At 39.3% G+C, this 22764-nt stretch carries 20 protein-coding genes; 10 read left to right on the top strand and 10 right to left on the bottom strand.

All coding sequences use genetic code 11. The features are described 5' to 3' along the window. Nucleotides 1–39: 39 nt before the first annotated feature. Entirely contained in the window at nt 40–2763 is a 2724-nt protein-coding gene (locus tag FM107_RS00890) for a carboxypeptidase-like regulatory domain-containing protein (RefSeq protein WP_143559392.1), read from the top strand. Nucleotides 2764–2852: 89 nt separating this feature from the next. On the opposite strand, the gene FM107_RS00885 is transcribed toward FM107_RS00890, so the two are convergent. The 3 genes from FM107_RS00885 to FM107_RS00875 are packed head-to-tail and all read right to left on the bottom strand — an operon-like array spanning nt 2853 to nt 6444. After that, entirely contained in the window at nt 2853–3671 is an 819-nt protein-coding gene (locus tag FM107_RS00885; protein ID WP_086946654.1) for a DMT family transporter, read from the bottom strand. A 23-nt stretch (nt 3672–3694) separates the two neighbouring features. Continuing rightward, on the bottom strand, nt 3695–4681 hold the full coding sequence (locus tag FM107_RS00880) for a YihY/virulence factor BrkB family protein (protein ID WP_086946642.1): 987 nt from the start codon (nt 4679–4681) through the stop codon (nt 3695–3697). After that, nucleotides 4681–6444, bottom strand: a complete 1764-nt coding sequence (locus tag FM107_RS00875) for a long-chain fatty acid--CoA ligase (RefSeq protein WP_086946641.1) — start codon at nt 6442–6444, stop codon at nt 4681–4683. Before FM107_RS00875 ends, FM107_RS00880 begins: the two co-directional genes overlap by 1 nt. A gap of 173 nt (nt 6445–6617) precedes the next feature. Between FM107_RS00875 and FM107_RS00870 the strand changes: the two genes are divergently transcribed. Beyond that, the gene (locus FM107_RS00870) at nt 6618–7145 is read left to right on the top strand and encodes a hypothetical protein (RefSeq protein ID WP_086946653.1); all 528 of its coding nucleotides are present in this window, start codon (nt 6618–6620) and stop codon (nt 7143–7145) included. Between the two features lie 242 nt (nt 7146–7387). On the opposite strand, the gene FM107_RS00865 is transcribed toward FM107_RS00870, so the two are convergent. Beyond that, nucleotides 7388–9121 (bottom strand): M61 family metallopeptidase, encoded by a 1734-nt coding sequence (locus tag FM107_RS00865; protein ID WP_086946640.1) that lies wholly within the window; start codon nt 9119–9121, stop codon nt 7388–7390. Between the two features lie 273 nt (nt 9122–9394). On the opposite strand from FM107_RS00865, the gene FM107_RS00860 reads away from it, so the two are divergent. Together FM107_RS00860 and FM107_RS00855 are read left to right on the top strand one after the other, a co-directional pair. Beyond that, nucleotides 9395–10261: an N-acetylglucosamine kinase gene (locus FM107_RS00860; RefSeq protein ID WP_086946639.1), complete on the top strand. Its 867-nt coding sequence runs from the start codon at nt 9395–9397 to the stop codon at nt 10259–10261. A gap of 5 nt (nt 10262–10266) precedes the next feature. Further along, nucleotides 10267–10785, top strand: coding sequence for a glutathione peroxidase (locus tag FM107_RS00855; RefSeq protein WP_086946638.1), 519 nt, complete (start codon nt 10267–10269; stop codon nt 10783–10785). 104 nt (nt 10786–10889) lie between these two features. On the opposite strand, the gene FM107_RS00850 is transcribed toward FM107_RS00855, so the two are convergent. Continuing rightward, nucleotides 10890–11432, bottom strand: a complete 543-nt coding sequence (locus FM107_RS00850) for a thymidine kinase (protein ID WP_256959263.1) — start codon at nt 11430–11432, stop codon at nt 10890–10892. A gap of 229 nt (nt 11433–11661) precedes the next feature. On the opposite strand from FM107_RS00850, the gene FM107_RS00845 reads away from it, so the two are divergent. Then, nucleotides 11662–12753, top strand: a complete 1092-nt coding sequence (locus FM107_RS00845) for a hypothetical protein (protein ID WP_086946636.1) — start codon at nt 11662–11664, stop codon at nt 12751–12753. Between the two features lie 139 nt (nt 12754–12892). On the opposite strand, the gene FM107_RS00840 is transcribed toward FM107_RS00845, so the two are convergent. Continuing rightward, the gene (locus tag FM107_RS00840) at nt 12893–13393 is read right to left on the bottom strand and encodes a hypothetical protein (RefSeq protein ID WP_086946635.1); all 501 of its coding nucleotides are present in this window, start codon (nt 13391–13393) and stop codon (nt 12893–12895) included. A gap of 118 nt (nt 13394–13511) precedes the next feature. On the opposite strand from FM107_RS00840, the gene FM107_RS00835 reads away from it, so the two are divergent. Together FM107_RS00835 and FM107_RS00830 are read left to right on the top strand one after the other, a co-directional pair. Further along, entirely contained in the window at nt 13512–13817 is a 306-nt protein-coding gene (locus FM107_RS00835; RefSeq protein WP_086946634.1) for a YbaB/EbfC family nucleoid-associated protein, read from the top strand. 8 nt (nt 13818–13825) lie between these two features. Next, entirely contained in the window at nt 13826–14512 is a 687-nt protein-coding gene (locus tag FM107_RS00830) for a metal-dependent hydrolase (protein ID WP_306298622.1), read from the top strand. 82 nt (nt 14513–14594) lie between these two features. On the opposite strand, the gene FM107_RS00825 is transcribed toward FM107_RS00830, so the two are convergent. Next, nucleotides 14595–15455, bottom strand: coding sequence for an N-acetylglucosamine kinase (locus tag FM107_RS00825; RefSeq protein WP_086946633.1), 861 nt, complete (start codon nt 15453–15455; stop codon nt 14595–14597). Between the two features lie 236 nt (nt 15456–15691). Beyond that, nucleotides 15692–17416: an MFS transporter gene (locus tag FM107_RS00820; protein ID WP_086946632.1), complete on the bottom strand. Its 1725-nt coding sequence runs from the start codon at nt 17414–17416 to the stop codon at nt 15692–15694. Between the two features lie 360 nt (nt 17417–17776). Between FM107_RS00820 and rho the strand changes: the two genes are divergently transcribed. Both rho and FM107_RS00810 read left to right on the top strand, forming a co-directional pair. Then, nucleotides 17777–19267 carry a transcription termination factor Rho gene (rho, locus tag FM107_RS00815; protein WP_086946631.1) on the top strand — a complete coding sequence of 497 codons (1491 nt, stop codon included), beginning with the start codon at nt 17777–17779 and terminating at the stop codon, nt 19265–19267. Between the two features lie 68 nt (nt 19268–19335). Then, nucleotides 19336–20013, top strand: a complete 678-nt coding sequence (locus FM107_RS00810) for a phosphatidylcholine/phosphatidylserine synthase (protein WP_086946630.1) — start codon at nt 19336–19338, stop codon at nt 20011–20013. A gap of 3 nt (nt 20014–20016) precedes the next feature. Here the strand turns inward: FM107_RS00810 and FM107_RS00805 are convergent, their stop codons facing one another. Beyond that, complete coding sequence (locus FM107_RS00805; protein ID WP_086946629.1) at nt 20017–20370, bottom strand: Hpt domain-containing protein; 354 nt, start codon at nt 20368–20370, stop codon at nt 20017–20019. Continuing rightward, the gene (gene folK, locus FM107_RS00800) at nt 20367–20858 is read right to left on the bottom strand and encodes a 2-amino-4-hydroxy-6-hydroxymethyldihydropteridine diphosphokinase (RefSeq protein WP_086946628.1); all 492 of its coding nucleotides are present in this window, start codon (nt 20856–20858) and stop codon (nt 20367–20369) included. The genes FM107_RS00805 and folK overlap by 4 nt, the downstream gene beginning before the upstream one ends. A 139-nt stretch (nt 20859–20997) precedes the next feature. On the opposite strand from folK, the gene sppA reads away from it, so the two are divergent. Further along, a complete protein-coding gene (gene sppA, locus FM107_RS00795) occupies nt 20998–22764 on the top strand; it encodes a signal peptide peptidase SppA (protein ID WP_086946627.1) in 1767 nt (588 codons plus the stop codon).

Genomic DNA, 22764 nt, shown 5'->3' with positions numbered 1-22764 from the left:
AAATCAATATATTTAGCGCTTTGAATAATCAAAGTTTTAATGAAAAAAAGCTATTTCTATTTTGCCGCCATCTTTCTGTTGCTATCAAACGTACAATACTTGTCCGCACAAGAGCGGCCAACTGTTCCTATTAATACCGTAGTTGAGAAAGTTCAAAAATATTTTGGCTCTTATCCTGTAGAAAAGGTACACTTACATTTTGATAAGCCATATTACGCCGTGGGTGACACACTGTGGTTTAAAGCTTATCTGAATCATAATCTGTTTGAATATACACCAAGTAAAATCGTGTATGTCGAGATGCTTGACAGTAAGGATTCGTTGATACAGACGATGCGCGTGCCCCTTAAAGATAACGGAGGATCGGGTCAACTTGTGCTGGATCCGCAGTTTATTGCACAAGATAATTATCGTTTTCGAGCATACACGAAATGGATGGCAAATTTCGATGCGGGTTATTTTTATAATAAAATTGTACCTGTCGGGGACGCAATAAATAAAAAGTTAGGTGCTGAGGTTACTTTTTCACCTCAGAACGCAACAAAGACAAAAGTTACCTTTCAATTTCGGGATCGTTCAGGTAACCTTTTGGGTCGCAAGAAAGTTACCTGGCAGGCTATTGATGGGTGGGATGCATTTGATAAAGGCAGGACAGAGACAGATGATATGGGTAAGGTTTCAGTGAATCTTAATATTAAAGAAAAAGAATACTTAAAAAAAGGACGTTTAAACATTATCATCGAAAACTCCAATTCCGACGGAGAACTGCGAGGCAGCTACCCATTGAAGAATGCATTATGGGATGCCGACGTGCAATTTTTCCCTGAAGGGGGGGATTTGTTAGCCGGGGTGTCTAAAAAATTAGCATTTAAAGCAGTAAGTACGACGGGAAAGGGTTTAAAAGTTGAAGGTAAAATAATAGATAGCAAGAAGAAAGAAGTAGCGTCATTCCATGACCTAGCGATGGGCATGGGCGCGATTGATTTTTTGCCCGTAGCTGGAGAAACATACAAAGCATTGATAAAGTTCGAGAATGAAGAAGAGCGAACAGTAGACCTGCCTGAAGTAATGAATGAGGGTATTAATGTCATACTCGTTAAGGAGGACTCTTTAACGTTGAATTTAGCATTAATTACAAACGAAACTTTTTATCAGAACAACATAAATCAACCATTCTATGTGCTCGGTCAATCCAATGGACATTTAGTATACGCCGCACAAGCGACGCTCAAGAATTCATCAATCTTAGTGAATATCCCGCGGGAGAAACTGCCAAATGGCATCATTCAAATCACCGTAATGCAGCCAGATGGAAAATTATTGAGCGAGCGATTGGTATTCAACGCTTCGCAACCGCTTTTGGATATAGCTGTTAAAAGCGACAAAGATAATTATACAAGGAAAGAACCGGTGAAGTTATCTATTAATGTGGCACCGAAGGATTCACTTGTAGGGGATTATTCTGTTTCCGTAATAGATGAGGTTAAGGTTCCTTTTAATGATGATAACGATATTGGAATTCTGAGCAACTTTCTTCTGGTATCAGACTTAAAGGGCTATGTGGAGAAACCAAATTATTATTTTAATCGAGAGAACGAAAATAGGAATGAGGCACTGAATGCGTTATTGATGACGCAAGGCTTTCGCCGGTTTTCTTATGATGATTTGTTAGCCGAAAAGTTGCCGAAGGTCGATTTTTTCCCCGAACAGGGGATTAGTTTGACTGGAACTTTACGGTTGAACACCGGGCGCCCGTACCCGAATGGAGGTTTGCTACTCTCAGTTCCTTCACGTGCACTCCGTAAAGATGCTTACACTGACAATAACGGAAGGTTCGCATTTGAAAATTTAGTGTTTTCAGATTCCTCAAAAGTAACAGTTAATGCGAGAGGGAATGATAATTTTCGGAATTTGGTAATTAATATGGACCAAAGTTATTTTCCAGGAATTGACGACGGTAATACGTATATGAATGATAACCTTCAAAATATTGATCAACAAATGAAGGCTTATTTGACGAATAGTAAAAATGAGTACAGGACCTCAATATTAATTGATGAGGTGGAAGTAACGGGGATACAGAAAAAGACTGTGACAAGCAAAGAGTTTTCTGCGTTGTCCGGGCTGTCGATGCCAGAGCACCGAATCGAAGCCGAACGTGTATCGGGGTGTAACGTTTTAACTATGTGTCTTTCTACTTTATTAACAGGCATAACGTACGACAACCAGACGTTAAAATATTATATAACTAGAAATTACAATCAAGGGAGTCGTGTTCCCGTTCAATTTTTCTTAAACGGAATGCCGATTGACGAACCCTCATTAAATTCGATACAACCCGCAGAAATTGAAGCGATAGAAATATTTTTGCGTGACGATCTAGGGACAGTCAGTCGTATGTACCAGAATGACGGGGTAGTTTCTATAATGACTAAGAAAGATGATACGAAAAAACAACCCCGCATGTCCTTAGCCGAAATCGAAAGTATGTTGCCTAAGACGAATATCATTGAGATGATGCCGCTCGGATACGTCAAGGAGCGTAAATTCTATATGCCAAAATATGCGACACCGGAATCTAAGAATACGAACGATTATAGAACGACTATCTATTGGAATCCACATGTAACGCCTGATTCAACGGGAAGCGTGAATCTCGAATATTACAATGGTGATGGTAGTGGAAAATATAAAGTAATTATTGAAGGTCAGGATCAGTCAGGCGCGATCGGTAGACAAATCTATCATTACGAAGTGAATTAATACTTCTGCCAGTTATTTTTCATAAATTTATAAAGTCATTCTAGGTCTGATCGCTAGAGTGACTTTTTTTGTTACGCGACGGCGTTAAACTATTTTTGTATTGCTGGTTTTGTGAGGAAGTTTAGAACAACGGCCAGTAAGATCAATACGATACCTATGGTCGAATGGCTATTTAATTGTTCGCCGAAGAAGAAATAGCCAAAGGTTATAGCATAAATAACGCCCAAATAATTTAAACTCGCAATTTTACCTAGATTCGCCTGTTGATAAGATCGAGTCATGTAATATTGTGCCCCTTGTGATAATAGCCCAATCGATAGTAAATAAACGTAGTCGGTGCTTGAAGGAGAGTGCCAATCAAGAATAGTGAAGATCGATACAATAGGAAGAGTGACTAGTGGAAAGTAAAAAATAATCACGAGCGAGTGCTCACTAGTTTTTAGTCGGGCTATGATGTTATACGCGAGGCCCGCAGACAGGGCTGCCGTTAAACCGATAGTTAGGTCCATCATGGATATGCGACTGTCAAAACCTTTCAGAGCAAGTACGCCGCCGATAGCCATTACAAAGTATAGATATTGTATCGGTCTTAAGCGTTGTTTTACCAAAAAAATACCGAGCATGGCCGTAAACATAGGGGAGAGGTAATTTATTGTTACGGCGGAGGCCAATGGGATATTTTGCAACGTGTAAAACGATCCTATTAATCCGATGCACCCTGCGATTCCACGGATTGACAAGAGCACTTTATTATTCCCAAATAAGGGAATCTGTAGTTTTTTTAATATTACGAAACATATGGCTAGACTTATAATCGAGCGAAATAACACCACTTCCATTGTCGGCAGGTGGCTGACCTGCTTTACGCAGACATTCATAATCGCAAAAAGAAATCCGGCGATTAACATGTATTGAAGACTTTTGTTTTGCACTACTTTATCTCTGATTTTTCTGTTTCCACAATTTCACGCATGCCTGTTTGGAGATCGATCTCCAGTTCAGTTTGTTTAACGAGCACGGCGTACGAATTCGGACGGATCCCTTTACCGTATTTCATCGCAAAGCATTTTGTGAATTCAGCACCAAAATAGAGAATCGCTGCAGCATAATAGACAAATGCGAGCAAAATAATAATTGATCCCGCGGCGCCAAAAGAGCTTGCTGTAGCATTGTTGCTGAGGTAGTAGGAGATAAAATATTTGCCTACCAAAAACAAAAGAGTCGTAAATATTGAACCCCAAAAAATATCTTTGAAGCGTACTCTCGCGTCAGGAAGAAACGCGAATATAAAAGCAAACAGGGTAGCTACCAGAAAAAAAGAAATTGCTGAATTCACTAAGCTCAACGACTGAATGTTCAGTTCAGGAAAATATGCAACTATATGGTTCGTCATTAGACCAATTATGCTACTTAGCACTAAAGAAATCATCAATAGAAATCCCAAACCCAGCACCATTGAAAACGAGATTAAGCGATCGATAATTATTTTTAGCCATCCTTTTTTTGGTTTTGCTTTTACCCGCCAAATTTCATTTATGGAGTTTTGAATATCGACGAATATTGTCGTTGAAGAGAAAATGAGTGCGCCAATACCGATATAGAGTCCTATTGATGATTTGCTTTCGAGGGAAATCTTTTGTATTGCGGAATTAAGCATCGCTGCAATGTCATTACCAAACAAACTGCTTAGTTCTTGCATTATTTCGTCGCGTGCGCCCGTTGGCCCCTCAAGCTGGTTTCCGTAAAAGAAACCTACTGCCCATATCAGAATTAGAATTAATGGGCCAATTGAAAAAACTGAATAATAGGCTAACGATGCACTTTTTTTAAGACATTTGTCTTGAAGAAAACGATTAACAGTATCAATCAAGAGCATTCCAAAATCACGTGTTTCTTTTTTAACCGTCGCTAAAATCATTATGATTCTTGATAAATTTGAGTTATTGTGTCCTCCAATTTTTGTAATATTACTTTTCGTTTTAAACTAAGTTTTGGCGTTAATTCGCCGCCATCGATTGTCCAATCATTAGCTAAAAGAACGAACTTTTTTACTTTTTCCCACTGCCCAAATCCATTATTTAAACGATCAATTTCTTGTTGATATTTATCAATCACTTGGGCTTTTTGGATTATAGACTCCCGACTTTCAAATGGGATTCCCCTGCGGTTAGCCCATTTTTCTAACTCTTCAAAAGCAGGAACAATTAACGCCGCGGGGAATCGCTGGTTTTCTCCTACGACCATGATCTGTGCGATAAGTGTTGACTCCATAAATTTATTTTCCAGTGCTTGTGGTGAAATATATTTACCACCTGCGGTTTTGAACATTTCCTTTTTTCGATCGGTAATTTTTAAGAACCCATCAGGGGTAAGTTCGCCAATATCACCCGTACGAAAATAACCATTTTCATCGAATGCTTCACGCGTAGCATCTTTGTTTTTGTAGTATCCCGATGTTACACTTGGACCCTTTACGAGAATTTCGCCATCATCAGCAATCTTCACGTCAAGATTATCCAATACCCGACCGACGGTGCCGAATTTAATATCTGTTTCAATAGGGGAATTAACCGCAATAACAGGGGACGTTTCGGTTAGCCCGTAACCCTCCAGCACTTTGATGTCTGCTGCCCAAAAAACACGTGCTAATCGTTCCTGCAAGGCCGCGCCTCCAGATATTATTAAACCAACATTACCACCAAGAGCCTCTTTCCACTTCGAAAAGACTAATCGACGTGCGATTTCTAATTTTATATTATAGAATACACTGTTTTTTGACGGTTCCTGGAAGGTATGCCCCAGATCAAGTGCCCATAGGAAGATATATTTTTTGATTTTTGTTAATGATTTTCCTTTTTCCACGACTTTATCGTATACCTTTTCTAATACACGTGGAACCGTTGTGAATATGTGGGGCTTCACATCATTTATATCACCCACAATATTATCTAAATTCTCGGCATAATTAATTGTGATCCCTTTTGTCAAGTACATGTATACAACCATTCGTTCGAATATATGACACAATGGGAGAAAACTTAAAGCTTTTTTCGCATAGTCGGGCACTAAGTGTTCTGAGGCATCGACGTTGCTTAAGATATTCTTATGCGTTAAAAATACGCCTTTTGGTTTCCCTGTCGTGCCCGATGTGTAAATTAGTGTCAGTAGGTCGTCCGGTACTACTGCGTCTTTATACGGTACAAGATCTGTAGCGAGTTGCTTTCCTTTCTCGATCAATAAATCTATATGCTGCTTTCCGGGCACTTGATCAAAGGAATACATCTCGATGTTTAAATCATGTTCATTGATAGCTTGATCAATTTTTGCCGCTAATTCTTGGTTACTCACAAAAATGAGTTTGGCCTCCGCATCATTTATTATATAGGAAAGATCTTGAGCAGATAGTGTGGGATACAGTGGAACTATCGCGATACCCAACTGGTTACAAGCAAAATCGATTATATTCCATTCTGGACGGTTGCCTGACATTAAAGCAACTCGGTCTCCATTGACCAGTCCTCGGTCAAGGAGTGCTTTGCTGATTGAATCGGTAAGGTCAATAAATTCAGCCGTCGAATAATATCGCCACCTTCCGTTTTGTTTACCGGCAACCATATCAGGTTTTTCGTGCTGGCTTTTATAATTATCTAGTATGTCAATCAACCTATTAAGCCTGTTCATATGCACTTGAGTTAGCGGTTTATACTTTGTGTTGTCCTCCTACTAATATACTGATTTAACAGGCAAAGAACGAATCCCTGGTAAAAAAGTTAATTGGGTTTGATAACAGAATTTAACTTTTGGGCCACAAAAAAAATGTTACTTTTGGAGGTATTTTAAAAATTATTAAATTCATGAAGAAAGCAAATTGGCTATTATTGACGTTGGGGTTATTATTGTTGTCATTTGATAAGGCATCTGCGCAGTTAGATACTCAACATGCTGCCGGGGGACGTTTCGGAAGTGCAACTGGTTTTACTTATCGTTATACATTGGCTCCAGATCGCGCTATGGAAGGGATATTAAGCGTACAGAGTAACTCCAAATCTCGCCGTTTCCGGATAGTTGGTTTGTATGAATTTCATAAACCCCTTGCAGAAAATTTCACTTGGTTTTATGGTTTTGGGGGGAGTATAGGTAGCATGAAATATAAAGCTATTGAAACCAGAACAGAAAATCCTGATGGGTCGATTACCACTCGAAAAACGGACTCAAAATCGGAGTTAGCATTAAGTATTGATGGAGTAATTGGTGTAGAATATGCGATTCCGACCTCACCATTTTCGGTGTCCGTCGATGTAAAACCATATTTTGATTTCCTACAAGAGAGTTCGATCAAAATTTTTGATCCATTTGGATTATCGATACGTTACAAATTTTAATAATTTGGTTTGATTTTTAAAACCCAAAAAAGGGCGGTACAAAAAGTCTTTTTAGAATACTGATTGATGTTTTCTAAAATAACGCAATTTTATTGTTATAGAATGAAAGTGTGGTAATGCTAAAAGCTGTCTGTTGAAAGTATTAAAATGAAAAAGGGCTGTTTCTGACAGCCCTTTTTCGGTTTAAAGGAAATCAAGTCGTCTATACGAAATGATATGTATGTTTATAAATGGAATTATCCTTAGATAGATAACCAAATATCACCTAAAGCACTTTCTTGCACTGAGGAGTCTTCGTTTTTCTCAATTACCCATTGGCTTTTGGTGCTTGTTAGCAAAGGTACAGGTATCGTTCGCACTTGACTGTCTCTCGCGATTAATACATCGATAATATCGCCGGCTTTTTCAGTAGATAGCACATAGTCCATTTCTTTACCTAAATTATCTAGTCTATTGCCGTTAATTGCAATTAATTCATCATCCACATTAAGACCTGCCTGCCATGCCGCGCTGTCGCGTTCAACATTCTTAATTTGAAGACGGCCATCGTGGGTTGTTGTTTTTATTCCCAGTTGAAGCTCTTGACTTTCTTGGAGTAAGTTGACTAAGTTATAACCAACTCTTTGAAAGTATTTGTTATAATCGATTTCAATAGCGTCGTGGGCAGCCCGAAATATCTCGGAGAGACTTACCCCTGTAATGTCTTCGGCTAGTAATAAGAACTCTTCCTCCTGGAATCCACGCTGTTCTTCTTTATAAAATTTTTTATAAGCAGCACGGAGAACATCGTCCAAACGTTTTGTACCGTTCGTATGGGATATAATTTCTATATCAAGGGCAACAGAGTGCATCGCACCTTTATTGTAGTACGATACGCCTGAATTTAGCGAATTTTCGTCTTGCCGGTAGTGCTTAATCCAAGTGTCAAAGCTTGATTCGGCGGCAGACTGCAAGCGATGCCCCGGACGCGCATACACGAGATTGAATTCATTTGCAAGAGCATTAAGATATTCTTTTACGGAGAAGAAACCACATCGGCGCAGAACGAGGTTATCGTAATAGGACGTAAATCCCTCCATCATCCAGAGGCCCTCGGTATAGTTTTCCTCGTTATAGTTGAACGGACCTAAGGCTTCTGGACGTAGACGTTTGACGTTCCATAGATGAAAGTACTCATGCGCTACTAAACTCAGGTAGTTTTTGTAGGATGATTCAATATGATAAGCGAAGCGGCTCGCGCCTAGGACTGTAGAATTTAGATGCTCCAGTCCGCCGCCGCCATTCTGACGATTGTGGGTAATAAAAACATACCTGGCATTCGGGTTCTCACCCCATAACGCTGTTTCTGTTTCGATGATCTTGGTAACATCTTCCGTTAACTTATTCTTATTGTAATTTCCACCACCGACCATCGCGAATTCATGCTGCACTCCTGCAGCATCAAAAGTCCATGTGTCCTGGTTCCCAATTTCTATCGGCGAATCGAATAAGATGTCAAAATTTTCAGCGAAAAATAAATGCTCTTCTGCATTTTTGCACGGTAAACCTGTTGATATGTTCTTCCAATATTCAGGTAGAGCGATTTCTACGGTTGCATGATGGTTAATCGCTCCCTCGATATACATGAATGTGGCAGGAGGATTAAGATAGGCGTGATCACTGTCGACAAAATTAGTCCTTACTGATACCTCAAACCCGTACACGCGGTAATTGACTTTCAATACGCCTCGATCGTTCTTTATGCGCCAAGTGTTTTTATTAATTTTCTTACTTTCGGTCAACTCATTTTCGTTTCGAGCAGTTAACGATTCAACATGTCGGGCATATTCACGAATGAGATATGATCCGGGCGACCAAACAGGCATTTTTAGATCGATGAATTCTTGGTCGAAATTCTTGATGGTGATTTCAACCTCAAAATAATGGGCTTGCGGTTCGATGAAGGAAATGCGAAAATGTATACTGGAGTCTGACATTAAAATTTGTGTTTTTATTACCTACAAAACTAACCTTAATCTGCTCGGGATGCAATTCGAAATTATCATTAGATGTGATACCGTCGGCAGAGGTCCCCCTCTTTTTGAGTAGGTGTGATATTCAAGCTGTCGTTAAAATTATTATTTGATTCGAACTAGCATTCCATATATGGCGCATAGGGCTGTGTAATGCTAGTTCCGAATTTGAACTTGTTAGGTTATATTTCCCAATTTTTGCTTAAATTTGATTATATAAAAATATGAGTGTAGCCTATGATTCTTGTTGCAGATAGCGGATCTTCAAATTCCGATTGGATGCTAAATTTGCCAGATAGTAAACCATTATCTTTTAGAACGAAAGGGTTGAATCCTTTTTTCGTCAATGAAAAAGAGATTGCAAAAGTGATGAAAGATGTGCCTGAGATTTTGCCATATGCCAATGAAATACATGAAGTGTACTTTTTCGGAGCTGGCTGCATTACTCCCGATCGTAGGGAGATTGTTTCGAATGCATTAACTGAAATTTTCCCGACAGCGTTTATCTCGGTAGAAAGTGACTTACTGGGCTGTGCTTACGCGACATGTGGAAATCGTGAGGGATATGTCAGCACAATTGGTACGGGCTCGGATATCGGCTTTTATGATGGAGAAGAGCTGCACTCTGGGATCCATGGAATGGGTTACGTATTAGGAGACGAAGGGTCAGGTGCGTGGTTTGGAAAAAATTTAATTACCAGTTACCTGTATGGTACAATGCCCAAAGACTTATCGCGGCAATTTGGGGAAAAATACAGGCTGAATAAAGATATCGTTATTAAAAATGTGTATCAAAAGGACCGTCCTAACGCATATTTAGCTTCTTTCGCGGAATTTATGTCAGAAAACCTCTTACATCCCTACATCGATCGGCTGCTACGTAATGGTTTCGATGAATTTGTACGTACCAATATTATGACATATCCCGACTATTGGGATTATAAAGTGCATTTTGTCGGTCGTATAGCGTATTACTTCGATCTTCAGCTTCGTGAAGTGTGCGAAGTGCTTGGGGTGAAGGTTGGAACGATTCTTAAAAACCCTATTGAACATTTATTCCATTACATTGTTGATAGAGAACAGAAATTAATGCAAATAAAATAGAGATTATGGTATTATTGAACACAATTATGTTGTTGGCGACGCTTATAAGCCCACCAACATCCATTTACGATTTTAGTTTCACTTCAATTGATGGTAAGCAAATTGATATGTCGGAGTTTAAGGGCAAGAATATACTGATCGTTAACACGGCTTCGAAATGCGGCTTTACCGAGCAATATAAGGATTTGCAAACGCTTCATGAGACTTACGGTGAAGAATTAGTGATTATTGGATTTCCAGCAAATAATTTCAAAGGGCAGGAGCCAGGTAGTAATGAAGAGATTCAAAGCTTTTGTGAACGTAATTACGGTGTGAATTTTTTATTGTCAGAGAAAATTGACGTAGTTGGCGAGAATATTAATCCACTGTTTGCCTATTTAACGAGTGCAGAAAATGAAGATTTTACCGGCGCGATCAATTGGAATTTTGAAAAATTTCTTGTGAATAAAGAGGGGAAATTGGTACATCGGTATCGTTCAAAGGTCAAACCACTTGATGCATCGATTACCGAAAATTTAAAATAGTAAATTGGGGACTTTAGTGGTCCCCTTTTTATTTTACGAAAAGCCATAAATGTATGTGTAGATAAGGTTCGTCGTAAGCTTTCAAGCTAACGTTTTCCGGCGAATTAGTACAATTTGTAGTAACATCGGCGACAGCGCGGCTCATAATTATCTTTTTCTCCCAGCAGTACGCGTTCTTCACTTGCTGCGACTCGATAAGAATATGTGGCCGGAGCACCACATTGTACACATACGGCATGTACCTTAGTGATATGTTCGGCTACAGCTAACAAATTTGGAAGGGGTCCGAATGGCACTCCTTTGTAGTCCATATCTAAGCCAGCAACGATGACTCGAACGCCTCGATTTGCTAGTTGTACACATACATTGGGAAGTTCATCGTCGAAGAATTGTGCTTCATCAATTCCGACAACTTTTGTGGCCGAACTCAAAAGTAAGATGGCTGAAGAGTGGGATACGGGCGTTGATGGGATACTATTGCTGTTATGCGAGACAATCTCATTTTCATCGTACCTTACATCAATTTCTGGTTTAAAAATTTCAACAGGTAATCTAGCATATTGCGCTCGTTTGAGCCTTCGTATTAACTCTTCAGTCTTTCCTGAAAACATCGATCCGCAGATCACTTCGATACTTCCTACGTGCATAAGTGCTCGGATAAAATTATGTTCGGAAAACAGCATACGTTTTGTGTTATTTGCTTCGGATTTCTTGGTTAAAATACCGTTAAAACTTATTGTTGAATCATGCTAATATCGAAATTATATCTTAAATTTGATATTAGGAAATGAGGTCTACTTCGGAATAGAGTATTAATCAATGATTTTCTTTTAGAAAACAAAATAAATATCTGCAGTCCGGATTAAAAAAATACATATGGGATACACACAAGAATCTATCTTTTCAAAAATAGGCGAGCTACTTCGGGAAATCAATGATACCTACGAAGAGTTCTCCGAAAAAGGAGTTGATGATCACACGGGACAGCTTGTGCTCCTCGAAGCAAAATCAGAATTTTTGACTACCCATATTCGAGTGCTCTCTCGTTTAGCGGAGGCCAACAACAACTCACAAGCCGTAGTGAGTGAAAATTCAGGAATCGTGCTGGAGGAAGACAAGACGTTAGCAAAGGTAGAAAATGATTTTTTTACACCGCCCATCGAGTTAGATAATAAGTCAGATAAGCAGCTGGTAGAACCCGAAATTCATGAAGAAAAGAACACGGATGATACGTCAGATGCGAAATCTGAAAAGGATCAGTCTACGGATTCTTCTTCTAAAGCTGAGTTGTTAACGCCCGAAGACCTAGAAGAATCTGCCGCGGATACCTCGTCACCAAATGCGGAAGAACAGAGGCCAGTTCAAAAAGAAGCGGTAGCTTCTATCGAACAAGAAAATGAGGATCTGTCCAATACAGACTATTCGAAGGGCTCCAAACAAACTTTATTTGGCCAGACCAAAGATCCGTCAATGGAAGAACGGAATGAGGCTGCTGTGTCGAGGGCATTGGAGGAGACAGATCTGGAACCCGATGCCGCTGCCGAAAGTAAACCCGTTGTTGTCCAGGTCATCGAAGAACCTAGGGAGGTGGTAATCGAACAACCTAAAGCCAATGAGGAAAATAGGAATGCTCGTCCGATGACAATAAATGAAATATTGCAGCAGCAACGACAAGACGCTGCTGCTCCGGGGGCGACGAATACTTCGAACCCTGGTGTACCGGGAATTAATAAATCTGTAGATCTTAAAACGGTAATAAACTTGAACGATAAACTCTTGTTTATTAAAGATCTTTTTAATGGATATACTTTAGCGTATAGCGAAGCAGTAGAATTGTTGAATCGTTATAATTCGTTTGCCGAAGCAGATGCATTTCTACAAACGAATTACGCGCTGAAAAATAATTGGGCCGACAAACCTCAGACGGTTGAAAAATTATACGCTGTTCTGCGAAAGAAATTTTTCTAAAATATTACTGTTGACGGGCCTGGTGTATAGTTGACGCCGGGCCGTTAAACGGACATAAAAAAAGCGAGAAAATCTATTAATGGCCAATTAAGAATATTTAAATATTTGAGGCACACATTAGCAGCTCGCTTTTTTTGTTTTAAGCTAAAAGGTCAAACTTCACCCAATCTATACCCTGTCTTCCATAAACAAAATATTTAGGCTGCATAATTTCTGCAGTGATTTCGACATCCGATAGGAAATCTTCGGGATTATTGCCGAAATCTGGCTTACTGATTATGTAAACTTCATTTTTTTGTACAGCATCTGTTCTACTCAATATTACGTCGTCTAATACAGAAATAATATCTGCGAATAAATTACCACTATGTTGAATGAACACCAATTTGCTAGGATTGTCGAACTTTTCTGATAGCAGGTTTCCTCCACCGATAGATATCGTATCTGTGAGCTGGGGGGAGCTTTTTGGTTCATAAAAAGTAGCTTGATCAAGTACGAGTACCGAAGGTCTCGACTCTTCGGGAATGAACTTCAGTTTATGGATAACGATGTCAACCTCTTCTTCGAGATCGGCAGTTTTTTGAGGGTTTGTTGAAGTCGTGTTTGTTAATAATCTGTTATAGAAATCGAGTTTTTCCATGCGTTACCATTTAATTTACGCAAAAATAACGAAGGCATATTAAAGAACCTAATAAAACACGTGTTTATCGCTTTATGCGTATCATTTTGTAAATTGCAGTTAAAATAAGGATTTAATTATGTTTGATAAAATAATGCAAGCGCAGCAAAAAGCTGACGAAGTAAAGAAACGTTTAGACAATATTTCTGTATCTGGCGAAGCAGAAGGAGGGAAAGTGAAAGTAATTGTAACGGCAAATAAAGAAGTCCGCGAGATTTCGGTTGATCCGGAATTTTATGCACAAGCAGATAAAGAAGAATTGGAGGAAATTATTATTGTCGCCGTCAATAAGGCATTGGCGCAAGCTGAAAATGTTAGTCAATCGGAGATGCAGGCCGTATCGCAAGATTTGCTTGGCGGTTTCGGTAATCTTTTTAATAAATAAGACGCTGTATGATTAAAGTTACTTATTATGGTCAGTCCTGTGTCGAATTTGATTTTCACGGGACTAAAGTATTGCTGGATCCGTTTATTAGTAGCAATGGGTTAGCTAAAGATATTGACGTGGATTCGATTCGTCCAGATTTTATCTTTTTAAGTCATTGTCATGGGGATCATGTTGCAGATTTGACACGCATCCAGAAGGATAGTGACGCTACAGTCGCGGCCATCGTGGAAACGGCAGATTGGGCCCGTACGCAGGGCATCCCAGAAAATAAATTGTTAGAATTCAATTTTGGCGGTACACTTGAATTACCGTTTGGGAAAGTAAAGATGGTCTATGCGCTGCATACTAACAGTACGCCAGAAGGATTGTACGCGGGTGTCGCTGCTGGTTTCGTATTTTTTGTTGGTGGACGTAAATTCTACTTTGCAGGCGATACTGCATTAACAATGGAGATGAAACTACTAGGCGATTTGGATTTAGATTGGGCATTTCTTCCAATAGGCGGGCATTATACAATGGATGTCGATGATGCGATTAAGGCCGCGCAGTTTATCAACTGTAAAAAGATATGCGGAATACATTATAACACTTTTGCGCCGATCTCGATTGACATGGACGATGCAAAAGGGAAGTTTGCAACCGCTAATTTGGATTTGTTTTTGCCAAAAATAGGCGAATCGCTTACGCTTTAAGATTAAAGTATTAGGTTACTTAATACCAAAGGCCACTTCAATATTATTGAAGTGGCCTTTGGTATTTAACCGTATTACAATATTACTTATTTTTTGCCGCTCTATTGATGTGAAATACCACTAAATCGTCGATCGGCGAACGCAATATTTTACCGACTTGCATACCGTACTCTTTCGCTTTATTTTCTAAGACATTGCGGAAGTTGTAACCGACTGATCCGATACAGTTGAATGAGTATTTTTGGTAGTCCGGGTATTTACTGACGAGGTTCTTGAAGAACGCCTCAAACGCATCTTCCACAATTTGGCGTGTGTATTCGATGTTTACATTGTTGTCGTAAACGAATTTACTGAAACTAGCACAGAATCGATTGGCAAGAGGTTTTGTGTAAACATTGTCCATTATTTCGTCCGGTGTTAAGTTATACGTTTCAAAAAAGGATTTTGCGACATTTTCTGGCATCAAATTACGAATAAAGTCCGTAAGAAGTTTCTTTCCGATATAACTCCCACTACCCTCATCACCTAAAATATATGCCGCTGAATCGATATTAAAAGTGATTTCATTTCCGTTGTAGATGCAGCTATTTGTTCCTGTTCCTAAAATTGCAGCAAAACCCTCATTATCGCCTAATAATGCACGGGCGGCCGCCAATAAGTCATGGCCTACTTCCACTTTTGAGTTCGTGAACACTTTTTGAAGTGCAACTTCAACTATTTTCGCTTTTTCAGCATTATGTACGCCAGCGCCATAATAGTTTACTTCAGTCACATTTTCGAAAGGAAGGTCATGGGGTAATCCTTTTTTAAGGGAGTTAACAATGTATTCGCTGTCTACAAAATATGGGTTGTAGCCCTCGGTATTGAAATATATTTTTTTATTTGAATCATCTAACAAACACCAGTTTGTTTTAGTTGATCCTCCGTCCGCAATGATAATCATTATAGATTTGGTTTTATTGTGTTATGTTTAGTTTTTGCTTTAATTCTATTCAATATTGTCTTTTCGAAAATACGTTATTAAGTTTAAAAACACGAATTTTAGTACTTAAAAAATGAAATTGCAGAATTTTCATTTTTATTAAATGGTGAAAAAAATGCCCCTACGGTTACGTAAGGGCATTTTTTTATTAATTTAAATTTTTCTGTACTTAGTGTATTTAGTACAATATCTAACGTCTAATGGGAACTTTCAGATTCTATTTCATCGATATTGATTCCTTGGTCCTTCAAAAATTTCCGCACGATTACCGCAAAAAATATAATATAGCAAAAGCCTATCACGGGTAATATATAGGAGTTATGGATACCAATAATGTCGGCAAGTTTACCTTGTAACGGAGGAATGATTGCTCCACCGAGGATCATCATTACTAAGAATGCGGAACCTTGTTCAGTGTATTTCCCTAGCCCGACGATTGATAGGCTAAAGATTGAGCCCCACATAATTGAACAGGCAAGACCGCCGGTCAAGAACGCGTAAATGGCGACCATTCCGCTCGTAAACAAACCAATCGTCATTGCCAGTAGTCCGAGTCCACCAAAGATAATTAACGTTCGTGCTGGTTTTTCTTTACTTAAAAAGAAGGCTCCTATTTGTACAAGTACACATATAAAGAAAAAGATTAGGTGCGACATGTCAAAGCCAGCCAGACTGTTTACTCCTATTATTAATGCAAATGCGACAATTGGAACAATTAATAAAAGCAGTTTTTTGGTTGCTGTTTTAAATTGAAAAGCACTAATTGCTCCGGCCCATCGTCCGATCATCATACCTCCCCAATAAATCGAGACATATGGTGTGATTTCAGAAGATTGCAAGTTTCCAAATTCGTCGAGTTTAAGCAATTCGCCTAGGTTACTACCAATTCCGACTTCGATACCGACATAAATAAAGAGCGCCAACATCCCTAAGACGAGTTGTGGATATTTCATTGCACCCCATCCTTCTTGATTTTTGTTTGCCCGGGTGTAAGCGAACAGCAATCCGCAGACTATGGAAAGCAATGCACCTACTAGCCATGCCATGCGAGTAAGCTCTAATGGGTGGATAAGTTCTTTTATTTTTGCATTTAGTTGCGTAATTTCCAGTTGATCCGTGGTGTTAGCAAGCTGGGTATGTAGGTTTTCAACCATGATGGACGTTTCGCTCTTATAGCTTAAGAACACGGGAACAAACATTAAAAGTAAGAGGATAGTCATTACTATTAACGTATTCTTCGCTTTGTTTGCAGGTTCCATTGGTTCATTATTGATACCGGGCGGTACCTTTTTTGAGAAGTGAAAAAGTCCGGCGGCCAATACAAAAAGGAGCCCAACAATGACGTATAGATATACTACTTTGTCAAGTGGTAGATTTGCTATTTCTCCATCCGAAATTGGTTCGAATGTGCCGAACAATGCGAATCCGATTACCAAAGGTCCAATCGTGGTCCCAAACGAATTGATTGCTCCTCCTAGATTGACTCGCGAGGCCCCCGTTTTAGGATCGCCTAACAGTACCGCAAAAGGATTGGCCGCAGTCTGCTGTAAAGAGAATCCTAAAGCGACAATGAATAATCCAATGAGCATACCTATATAGACATTGACCTCGACGGCAATAATCATGGCCGTAGCACCTAATGCAGAAAATAGAAGGCCGTAAATAATACTTCTTTTGTATCCCCATTTCCCCACCAGGTCTTTCCCAGAGATTGTGCTAAAAATAAAAAGTAAAAGGGCCCCAAGATAATACGCACTGTAAAATGCGAAATCAATTAATTGAGATTGAAACTGATCCAATTGAAAATAATTCTTGCAAAATGGGATGAAAACACTGTTTCCAGCGGCTATAAAGCCCCAAAAGAAGAATACAACTACCAAGGTATATAGCGCGGGGTAGTTGGTTGATTGGTTTTCTTTCATAGAAGATAAAACGTTTTAGTTTATTTGTAAACTTAATAAGGAATACTAAAAGTGAGAAAAAAATATAAAGTTTGCAACAAATAAAACAAATATTCTAAAAGCGCGTTAAGAATATAGTTGGTTTTTACTCTACGTAAAACTCTATGTAAAAAAAAATCACGCATTTTCTTTTGAAATTACAAATGTTATATTATTTTTGTGCCGATTCTCAAATTTATCCTTGTAGGAGTTAAAATAAGCATGCTCTTAAATAGTCCTCAGTCATAATTTTAGTTTGTCTCAAATTAATAGCGTGTGCTAGAATAAGAAAATGGGTAAATTCAAAAGCAGTAAAATCCTATATCTCATAATAACAAGTTAATGGATATTAATGAACTAAATACCAAGCTCGTGTCAGAGTTACGCGAGATTGCAAAAGTATTGGGCATCGCCGATGTCGATAAACTAAGAAAGCAAGAATTAATTGATCGTATTTCAATAATTGCAAAACAGTCGCTGAATAACTCGAGTGAAACAAACACCGGCGAAAGTGAAGAAAACATGTCAGACAGACCTAGAAAACGCGTTAGAACGAGTAAAACAGAATCGGTATCAGTACCAAAAAGACCGGCCGTTGCAACAGATGTAGATGTCGAGAGACCTTCGAATCAGGACTTGCAAGTGAAAACAGCTACGCCTGAAGAGGCACCTGTACCTACCAAATCGGAGGCTTCATCACCGGTTTTACCAACTGATTTCGATAATGTAATCGTCAACGAAGGGGTGTTGGAAATAATGCCGGACGGTTATGGCTTTTTACGCTCTTCAGATTATAACTATTTAACATCTCCAGACGATATCTATGTTTCTCAATCGCAGATAAAGTTATTTGGATTGAAGACAGGTGATAACGTGCGGGGATCAATTCGCCCGCCAAAAGAAGGCGAAAAGTATTTTCCATTGGTACGCGTTGAAGCAATTAACGGACAAGTACCGGCAGAAATCCGTGACCGTGTTCCGTTCGACTATCTAACACCTTTATTTCCAACAGAAAAATTAAATCTAGATTTAGGAGTAGGTAACTATTCGACACGGATCATGGATTTATTTACACCAATTGGAAAAGGTCAACGTGGTTTAATTGTAGCGCAGCCGAAGACGGGTAAAACCAATCTTTTGAAAGAAGTTGCGAATGCAATTGCGAAAAATCATCCAGAAGTTTATCTGATTATTTTGTTAATCGATGAACGCCCTGAAGAGGTTACTGATATGGCCAGAAGTGTACGTGCTGAAGTTATTTCGTCTACATTTGATGAGCCAGCTGATCGTCACGTTAAGATTGCTAATATCGTTTTGGAGAAAGCAAAACGTATGGTTGAATGTGGTCATGACGTTGTAATTCTGTTAGACTCTATTACACGTTTAGCACGTGCATATAATACGGTTGCTCCTGCTTCGGGTAAGATTCTCTCCGGTGGTGTAGATGCAAACGCACTGCATAAGCCAAAGCGTTTCTTTGGTGCTGCACGTAACATTGAGGACGGTGGCTCGTTGACAATTCTTGCCACCGCGCTAACGGATACAGGCTCGAAAATGGATGAAGTTATCTTTGAGGAATTCAAAGGTACGGGTAACATGGAATTACAGTTGGATCGCAAATTGGCGAACAAGCGTATTTTCCCGGCGATCGATCTTACGGCATCGAGTACCCGTCGCGATGATTTACTTGTAGATCGCGATACACTTCAACGTTTATGGGTATTACGTAATCATTTGTCAGATATGAATTCAACCGAATCTATGGAATTCCTATTAACACAATTACGCGGTACCAGATCCAATGAAGAGTTTTTGATAAGTATGAATAGTTAATACCATCGATATTTGATAATTTTAAGGCATCTTTTCTGTTTACGGGAAGATGCCTTGAAATTTTTGCTATGAAAAGACATATCCCAAATACACTTACTTGCCTTAATCTTTTCTTCGGGTGCATAGCGGTGGTATATGCTTTTGAAAAGAATATAGAGGTTGTCTTTTATTGCATTCTTATATCAGGAATATGCGATTTCTTCGACGGAATGGCGGCTCGCGCGCTGCATGTCAAATCTACAATTGGAAAGGAGTTAGATTCTTTGGCAGATATGGTCAGTTTTGGTTTTGTGCCGGGTGTAGTCTTCTTTATGATGTTAAAGGATAGTACTAATCTCGTTTTTCTTCCATATTTGGGTTTTTTAGTGACAGTGTTCTCTGCGCTGCGATTAGCAAAATTTAATGTCGACGAACGGCAAAGCCAGGATTTTATTGGACTTAATACCCCAATGAACACATTTTTTGTACTATCGTTACCTTTTATTGGAAGAGATTTTCCCGATCTGGTGTATTCACCGTACATGCTGATTCTAATAGTCGGCATGGTTAGTTATTTACTAGTTAGCGAGGTGCGCTTGTTTAGTATGAAATTATCGTCACCGAGTTGGGAGAAAAACAAATTTCAGTTTATCTTTGTAATTTTGACGGTAACCCTTGTTGTATTCTTAAAATTCATAGCATTACCACTAGTCTTGTTGTCTTATATCATTTTTTCCAAGCTCCATTTTTTAAGTTCCAAGCCCTAGCGCTTAGAGGTGCTTTAAATATAGGTCGATTTCGTCTGTTAGTGTTTCGTAGTCTTTTTCTAGCTCTTTAAATAGTATTTGGATCTCGCTGCTATTTTTTGATTGCGCGGCCGACTCAATTTTCTGTAACTTCTTTTGCTGTTCATTAGCGCCTATATATATCATCGTTGGCTTTATGTGATGCGCTTTGTTGGCAATATCTTTAAAGTCGCCACGGGAAATTGCATCATTTAGCGCTTTAAAGTCGACTGGGAGCTGCGTTTGATACAAGGTCAGGAATTGTTTAATCAGATCAGGATTACTCATCATGTTCTCTTGTATTATGTTGGTTTTTATGATGCTGTAGTTTGTGTTCATTTTTCGGGTTGATAACGGTAAACATTCAATGGGTCCTTACACAACTCTAAAACTTCTGCGTTGCTAATTTTTAATACAGGGTGAATGTATTCGGGAGCTATTTCGCATAGTGGAATTAAAGTGAATTTTCGATCCGCAATATACGGGTGGGGGATAATCAGCCGTTCATGGTCAAGCTGTAATTCGTTATAATAAAGGATATCAATGTCTATTACACGTGCGCCCCAGGTCGTTAGCCGTACGCGACCTAATTTTTCCTCAATAGCCTGTATTACCTCGAGGATTTGAAGTGGAGCAAGCGTGGTTTCAATGTTTACAACTTGATTAAGGAATTTTGGTTGATCCGTTACGCCCCAGGCCTCCGTTTCATATACCGAAGAATAGCGTGTAATTCGGCCAACTTTCTCGTTAATTTCCTTTAGAGCATCCTTTAATTGTCGATCTGGTTCTCCTAAATTGGCGCCTAAAAGCAGAAATGCATTATTCATTGCGGATATTAGTCTACTTATCCCATCACATTAGAAGTAATGAATAGGATAATTGTGTTGCATAAAGATAATGCATATCTATTTAAATTTCGCATTGTTGGAAATAAAGAATTATCTTAGATTCTTAATTATATACTGTATGAGATCATTTTTTAAATACGTTTTAGCGACAGTTACAGGCATTGGAATCGTTGTTGTGCTACTGGTTGTGGTACTAATTGCGATCATTACGACTACCGTACGTCAAATGAGTTCCGGTAACGATACACCGGTACCGTCGAATTCTATTCTTTATATTTCCTTGAACCATGAGATTACTGAGCGGACCGAGGAAAATCCTTTTGAAGGTATTACTGTTCCAGGATTGGGCGAAGTAAAGTCTCTCGGTTTGAATGATATCATCGGAAGAATTAGAGCCGCAAAAACCGACGATCGAATAAAAGGGATATACTTGAATCCTCGCTCAGTGAATACCGGCTTTGCAAGTACCAAAGCAATTTACGACGCACTCGACGATTTTAAGACCTCTGGTAAATTTATCGTAGCCTATAGTGACGTGTTTACCCAGAAAGCTTATATGCTTGCTTCGCTGGCCGATAAGGTTTATATAAATCCTGAAGGAAGTTTGGATTTTAAGGGATTATCCGCGACTGTGACCTTTATGAAAGAAGCGTTGGATAAATTAGGGGTGCAGATGCAGGTCGTGAAAGTCGGGACCTACAAATCGGCGGTAGAACCATTTATTCTGAACGAAATGAGTGATGCGAATAGGGAACAGATGACCTCTTATTTAGGTAGTACTTACGATTCTTTTCTTGAAAATGTATCCTCCTCGCGCGGAATTACCATAGATTCTTTGCGAAACATTGCAGATAATTATTTAATTCGTAACGCAGAGGATGCGATTAAGTATGGTTTTGTTGACGATATGCTTTTTACCGATCAAGTTATTAACGCGCTGAAAGAACGCGTTGGGATTGACGAGAAAAAAGATTTGTCGGCTATCTCTATTTTAGATTATCGAGATACTCATAAGACGACTGTAACAGGAGATCGCATTGCAGTATTATACGCCTATGGTGCAATTGTCGATGGTGAAGGTGAAGAAACTAATATTGGAGGCGATCGGATTTCGCGCGAATTACGCAAACTAAGAAGAGACGATCGCGTGAAGGCTGTTGTCATTCGTGTAAATTCTCCAGGAGGCTCGGCATTAGCATCTGATATTATTGCGAGAGAGGTCGAATTAACCAAAGAGAGTAAGCCGGTTGTCGTTTCCATGGGCGACTATGCAGCTTCTGGCGGCTATTACATTTCGGCGCTCGCTGATTCTATTTTTGCTGAAAACGAGACCTTAACAGGATCTATCGGTGTGTTTGGGCTTATTCCGAGTTTTAAAGGCTTGCTGAACAATAAATTGGGCATCCATTTAGATGAAGTTAAAACAGGGAAGTATGCCGATTTACTCGCATCTCCAGATCGTTTAATGACTGAAGATGAACGTGCGATAATACAAACTGAAGTCAATCGTGTCTATGGTACGTTTATGAATAAAGTGGCGACTGGTCGCGGTATGGAGATTTCGGAAGTGGACAGTATTGGCCAAGGTAGAGTGTGGACCGGACGTCAAGCGCTAGATAATGGATTAGTCGATGGTATCGGCAATGTTTCACGTGCAATTGAGGCGGCTGCAAGTAAAGCAAATTTGACCGATTATAGGATTGCGTACTACCCGAGAGTCAAGGATCCCATTACTTCATTATTAGGAACCTCGAAGGAAAAAATAAAATTGTGGATGTTTAGCGAGGAGTTCGGTGAGTTCCGTGAGCATCTGGATCAGTTACGAACGGTGACTAAATCTTCTGGAATACAGGCTCGTATGCCGTATAAGGTGGAGATCAGATAA

The organism is Sphingobacterium sp. JB170, assembly GCF_900163865.1.
In the GTDB taxonomy this organism is placed as follows: domain Bacteria; phylum Bacteroidota; class Bacteroidia; order Sphingobacteriales; family Sphingobacteriaceae; genus Sphingobacterium.
The sequence above is the reverse complement of the archived record's forward strand: the minus strand, read 5'-3'. Positions and strand labels throughout refer to the sequence as shown.

Bases quoted from the DNA above. Each gene is read 5' to 3' on its own strand.
- FM107_RS00890 (WP_143559392.1), top strand. From the start codon at position 40: ATGAAAAAAAGCTATTTCTATTTTGCCGCCATCTTTCTGTTGCTATCA.
- FM107_RS00885 (WP_086946654.1), bottom strand. From the start codon at position 3,671: ATGTTAATCGCCGGATTTCTTTTTGCGATTATGAATGTCTGCGTAAAG.
- FM107_RS00880 (WP_086946642.1), bottom strand. From the start codon at position 4,681: ATGATTTTAGCGACGGTTAAAAAAGAAACACGTGATTTTGGAATGCTC.
- FM107_RS00875 (WP_086946641.1), bottom strand. From the start codon at position 6,444: ATGAACAGGCTTAATAGGTTGATTGACATACTAGATAATTATAAAAGC.
- FM107_RS00870 (WP_086946653.1), top strand. From the start codon at position 6,618: ATGAAGAAAGCAAATTGGCTATTATTGACGTTGGGGTTATTATTGTTG.
- FM107_RS00865 (WP_086946640.1), bottom strand. From the start codon at position 9,121: ATGTCAGACTCCAGTATACATTTTCGCATTTCCTTCATCGAACCGCAA.
- FM107_RS00860 (WP_086946639.1), top strand. From the start codon at position 9,395: ATGATTCTTGTTGCAGATAGCGGATCTTCAAATTCCGATTGGATGCTA.
- FM107_RS00855 (WP_086946638.1), top strand. From the start codon at position 10,267: ATGGTATTATTGAACACAATTATGTTGTTGGCGACGCTTATAAGCCCA.
- FM107_RS00850 (WP_256959263.1), bottom strand. From the start codon at position 11,432: ATGCACGTAGGAAGTATCGAAGTGATCTGCGGATCGATGTTTTCAGGA.
- FM107_RS00845 (WP_086946636.1), top strand. From the start codon at position 11,662: ATGGGATACACACAAGAATCTATCTTTTCAAAAATAGGCGAGCTACTT.
- FM107_RS00840 (WP_086946635.1), bottom strand. From the start codon at position 13,393: ATGGAAAAACTCGATTTCTATAACAGATTATTAACAAACACGACTTCA.
- FM107_RS00835 (WP_086946634.1), top strand. From the start codon at position 13,512: ATGTTTGATAAAATAATGCAAGCGCAGCAAAAAGCTGACGAAGTAAAG.
- FM107_RS00830 (WP_306298622.1), top strand. From the start codon at position 13,826: ATGATTAAAGTTACTTATTATGGTCAGTCCTGTGTCGAATTTGATTTT.
- FM107_RS00825 (WP_086946633.1), bottom strand. From the start codon at position 15,455: ATGATTATCATTGCGGACGGAGGATCAACTAAAACAAACTGGTGTTTG.
- FM107_RS00820 (WP_086946632.1), bottom strand. From the start codon at position 17,416: ATGAAAGAAAACCAATCAACCAACTACCCCGCGCTATATACCTTGGTA.
- rho (WP_086946631.1), top strand. From the start codon at position 17,777: ATGGATATTAATGAACTAAATACCAAGCTCGTGTCAGAGTTACGCGAG.
- FM107_RS00810 (WP_086946630.1), top strand. From the start codon at position 19,336: ATGAAAAGACATATCCCAAATACACTTACTTGCCTTAATCTTTTCTTC.
- FM107_RS00805 (WP_086946629.1), bottom strand. From the start codon at position 20,370: ATGAACACAAACTACAGCATCATAAAAACCAACATAATACAAGAGAAC.
- folK (WP_086946628.1), bottom strand. From the start codon at position 20,858: ATGAATAATGCATTTCTGCTTTTAGGCGCCAATTTAGGAGAACCAGAT.
- sppA (WP_086946627.1), top strand. From the start codon at position 20,998: ATGAGATCATTTTTTAAATACGTTTTAGCGACAGTTACAGGCATTGGA.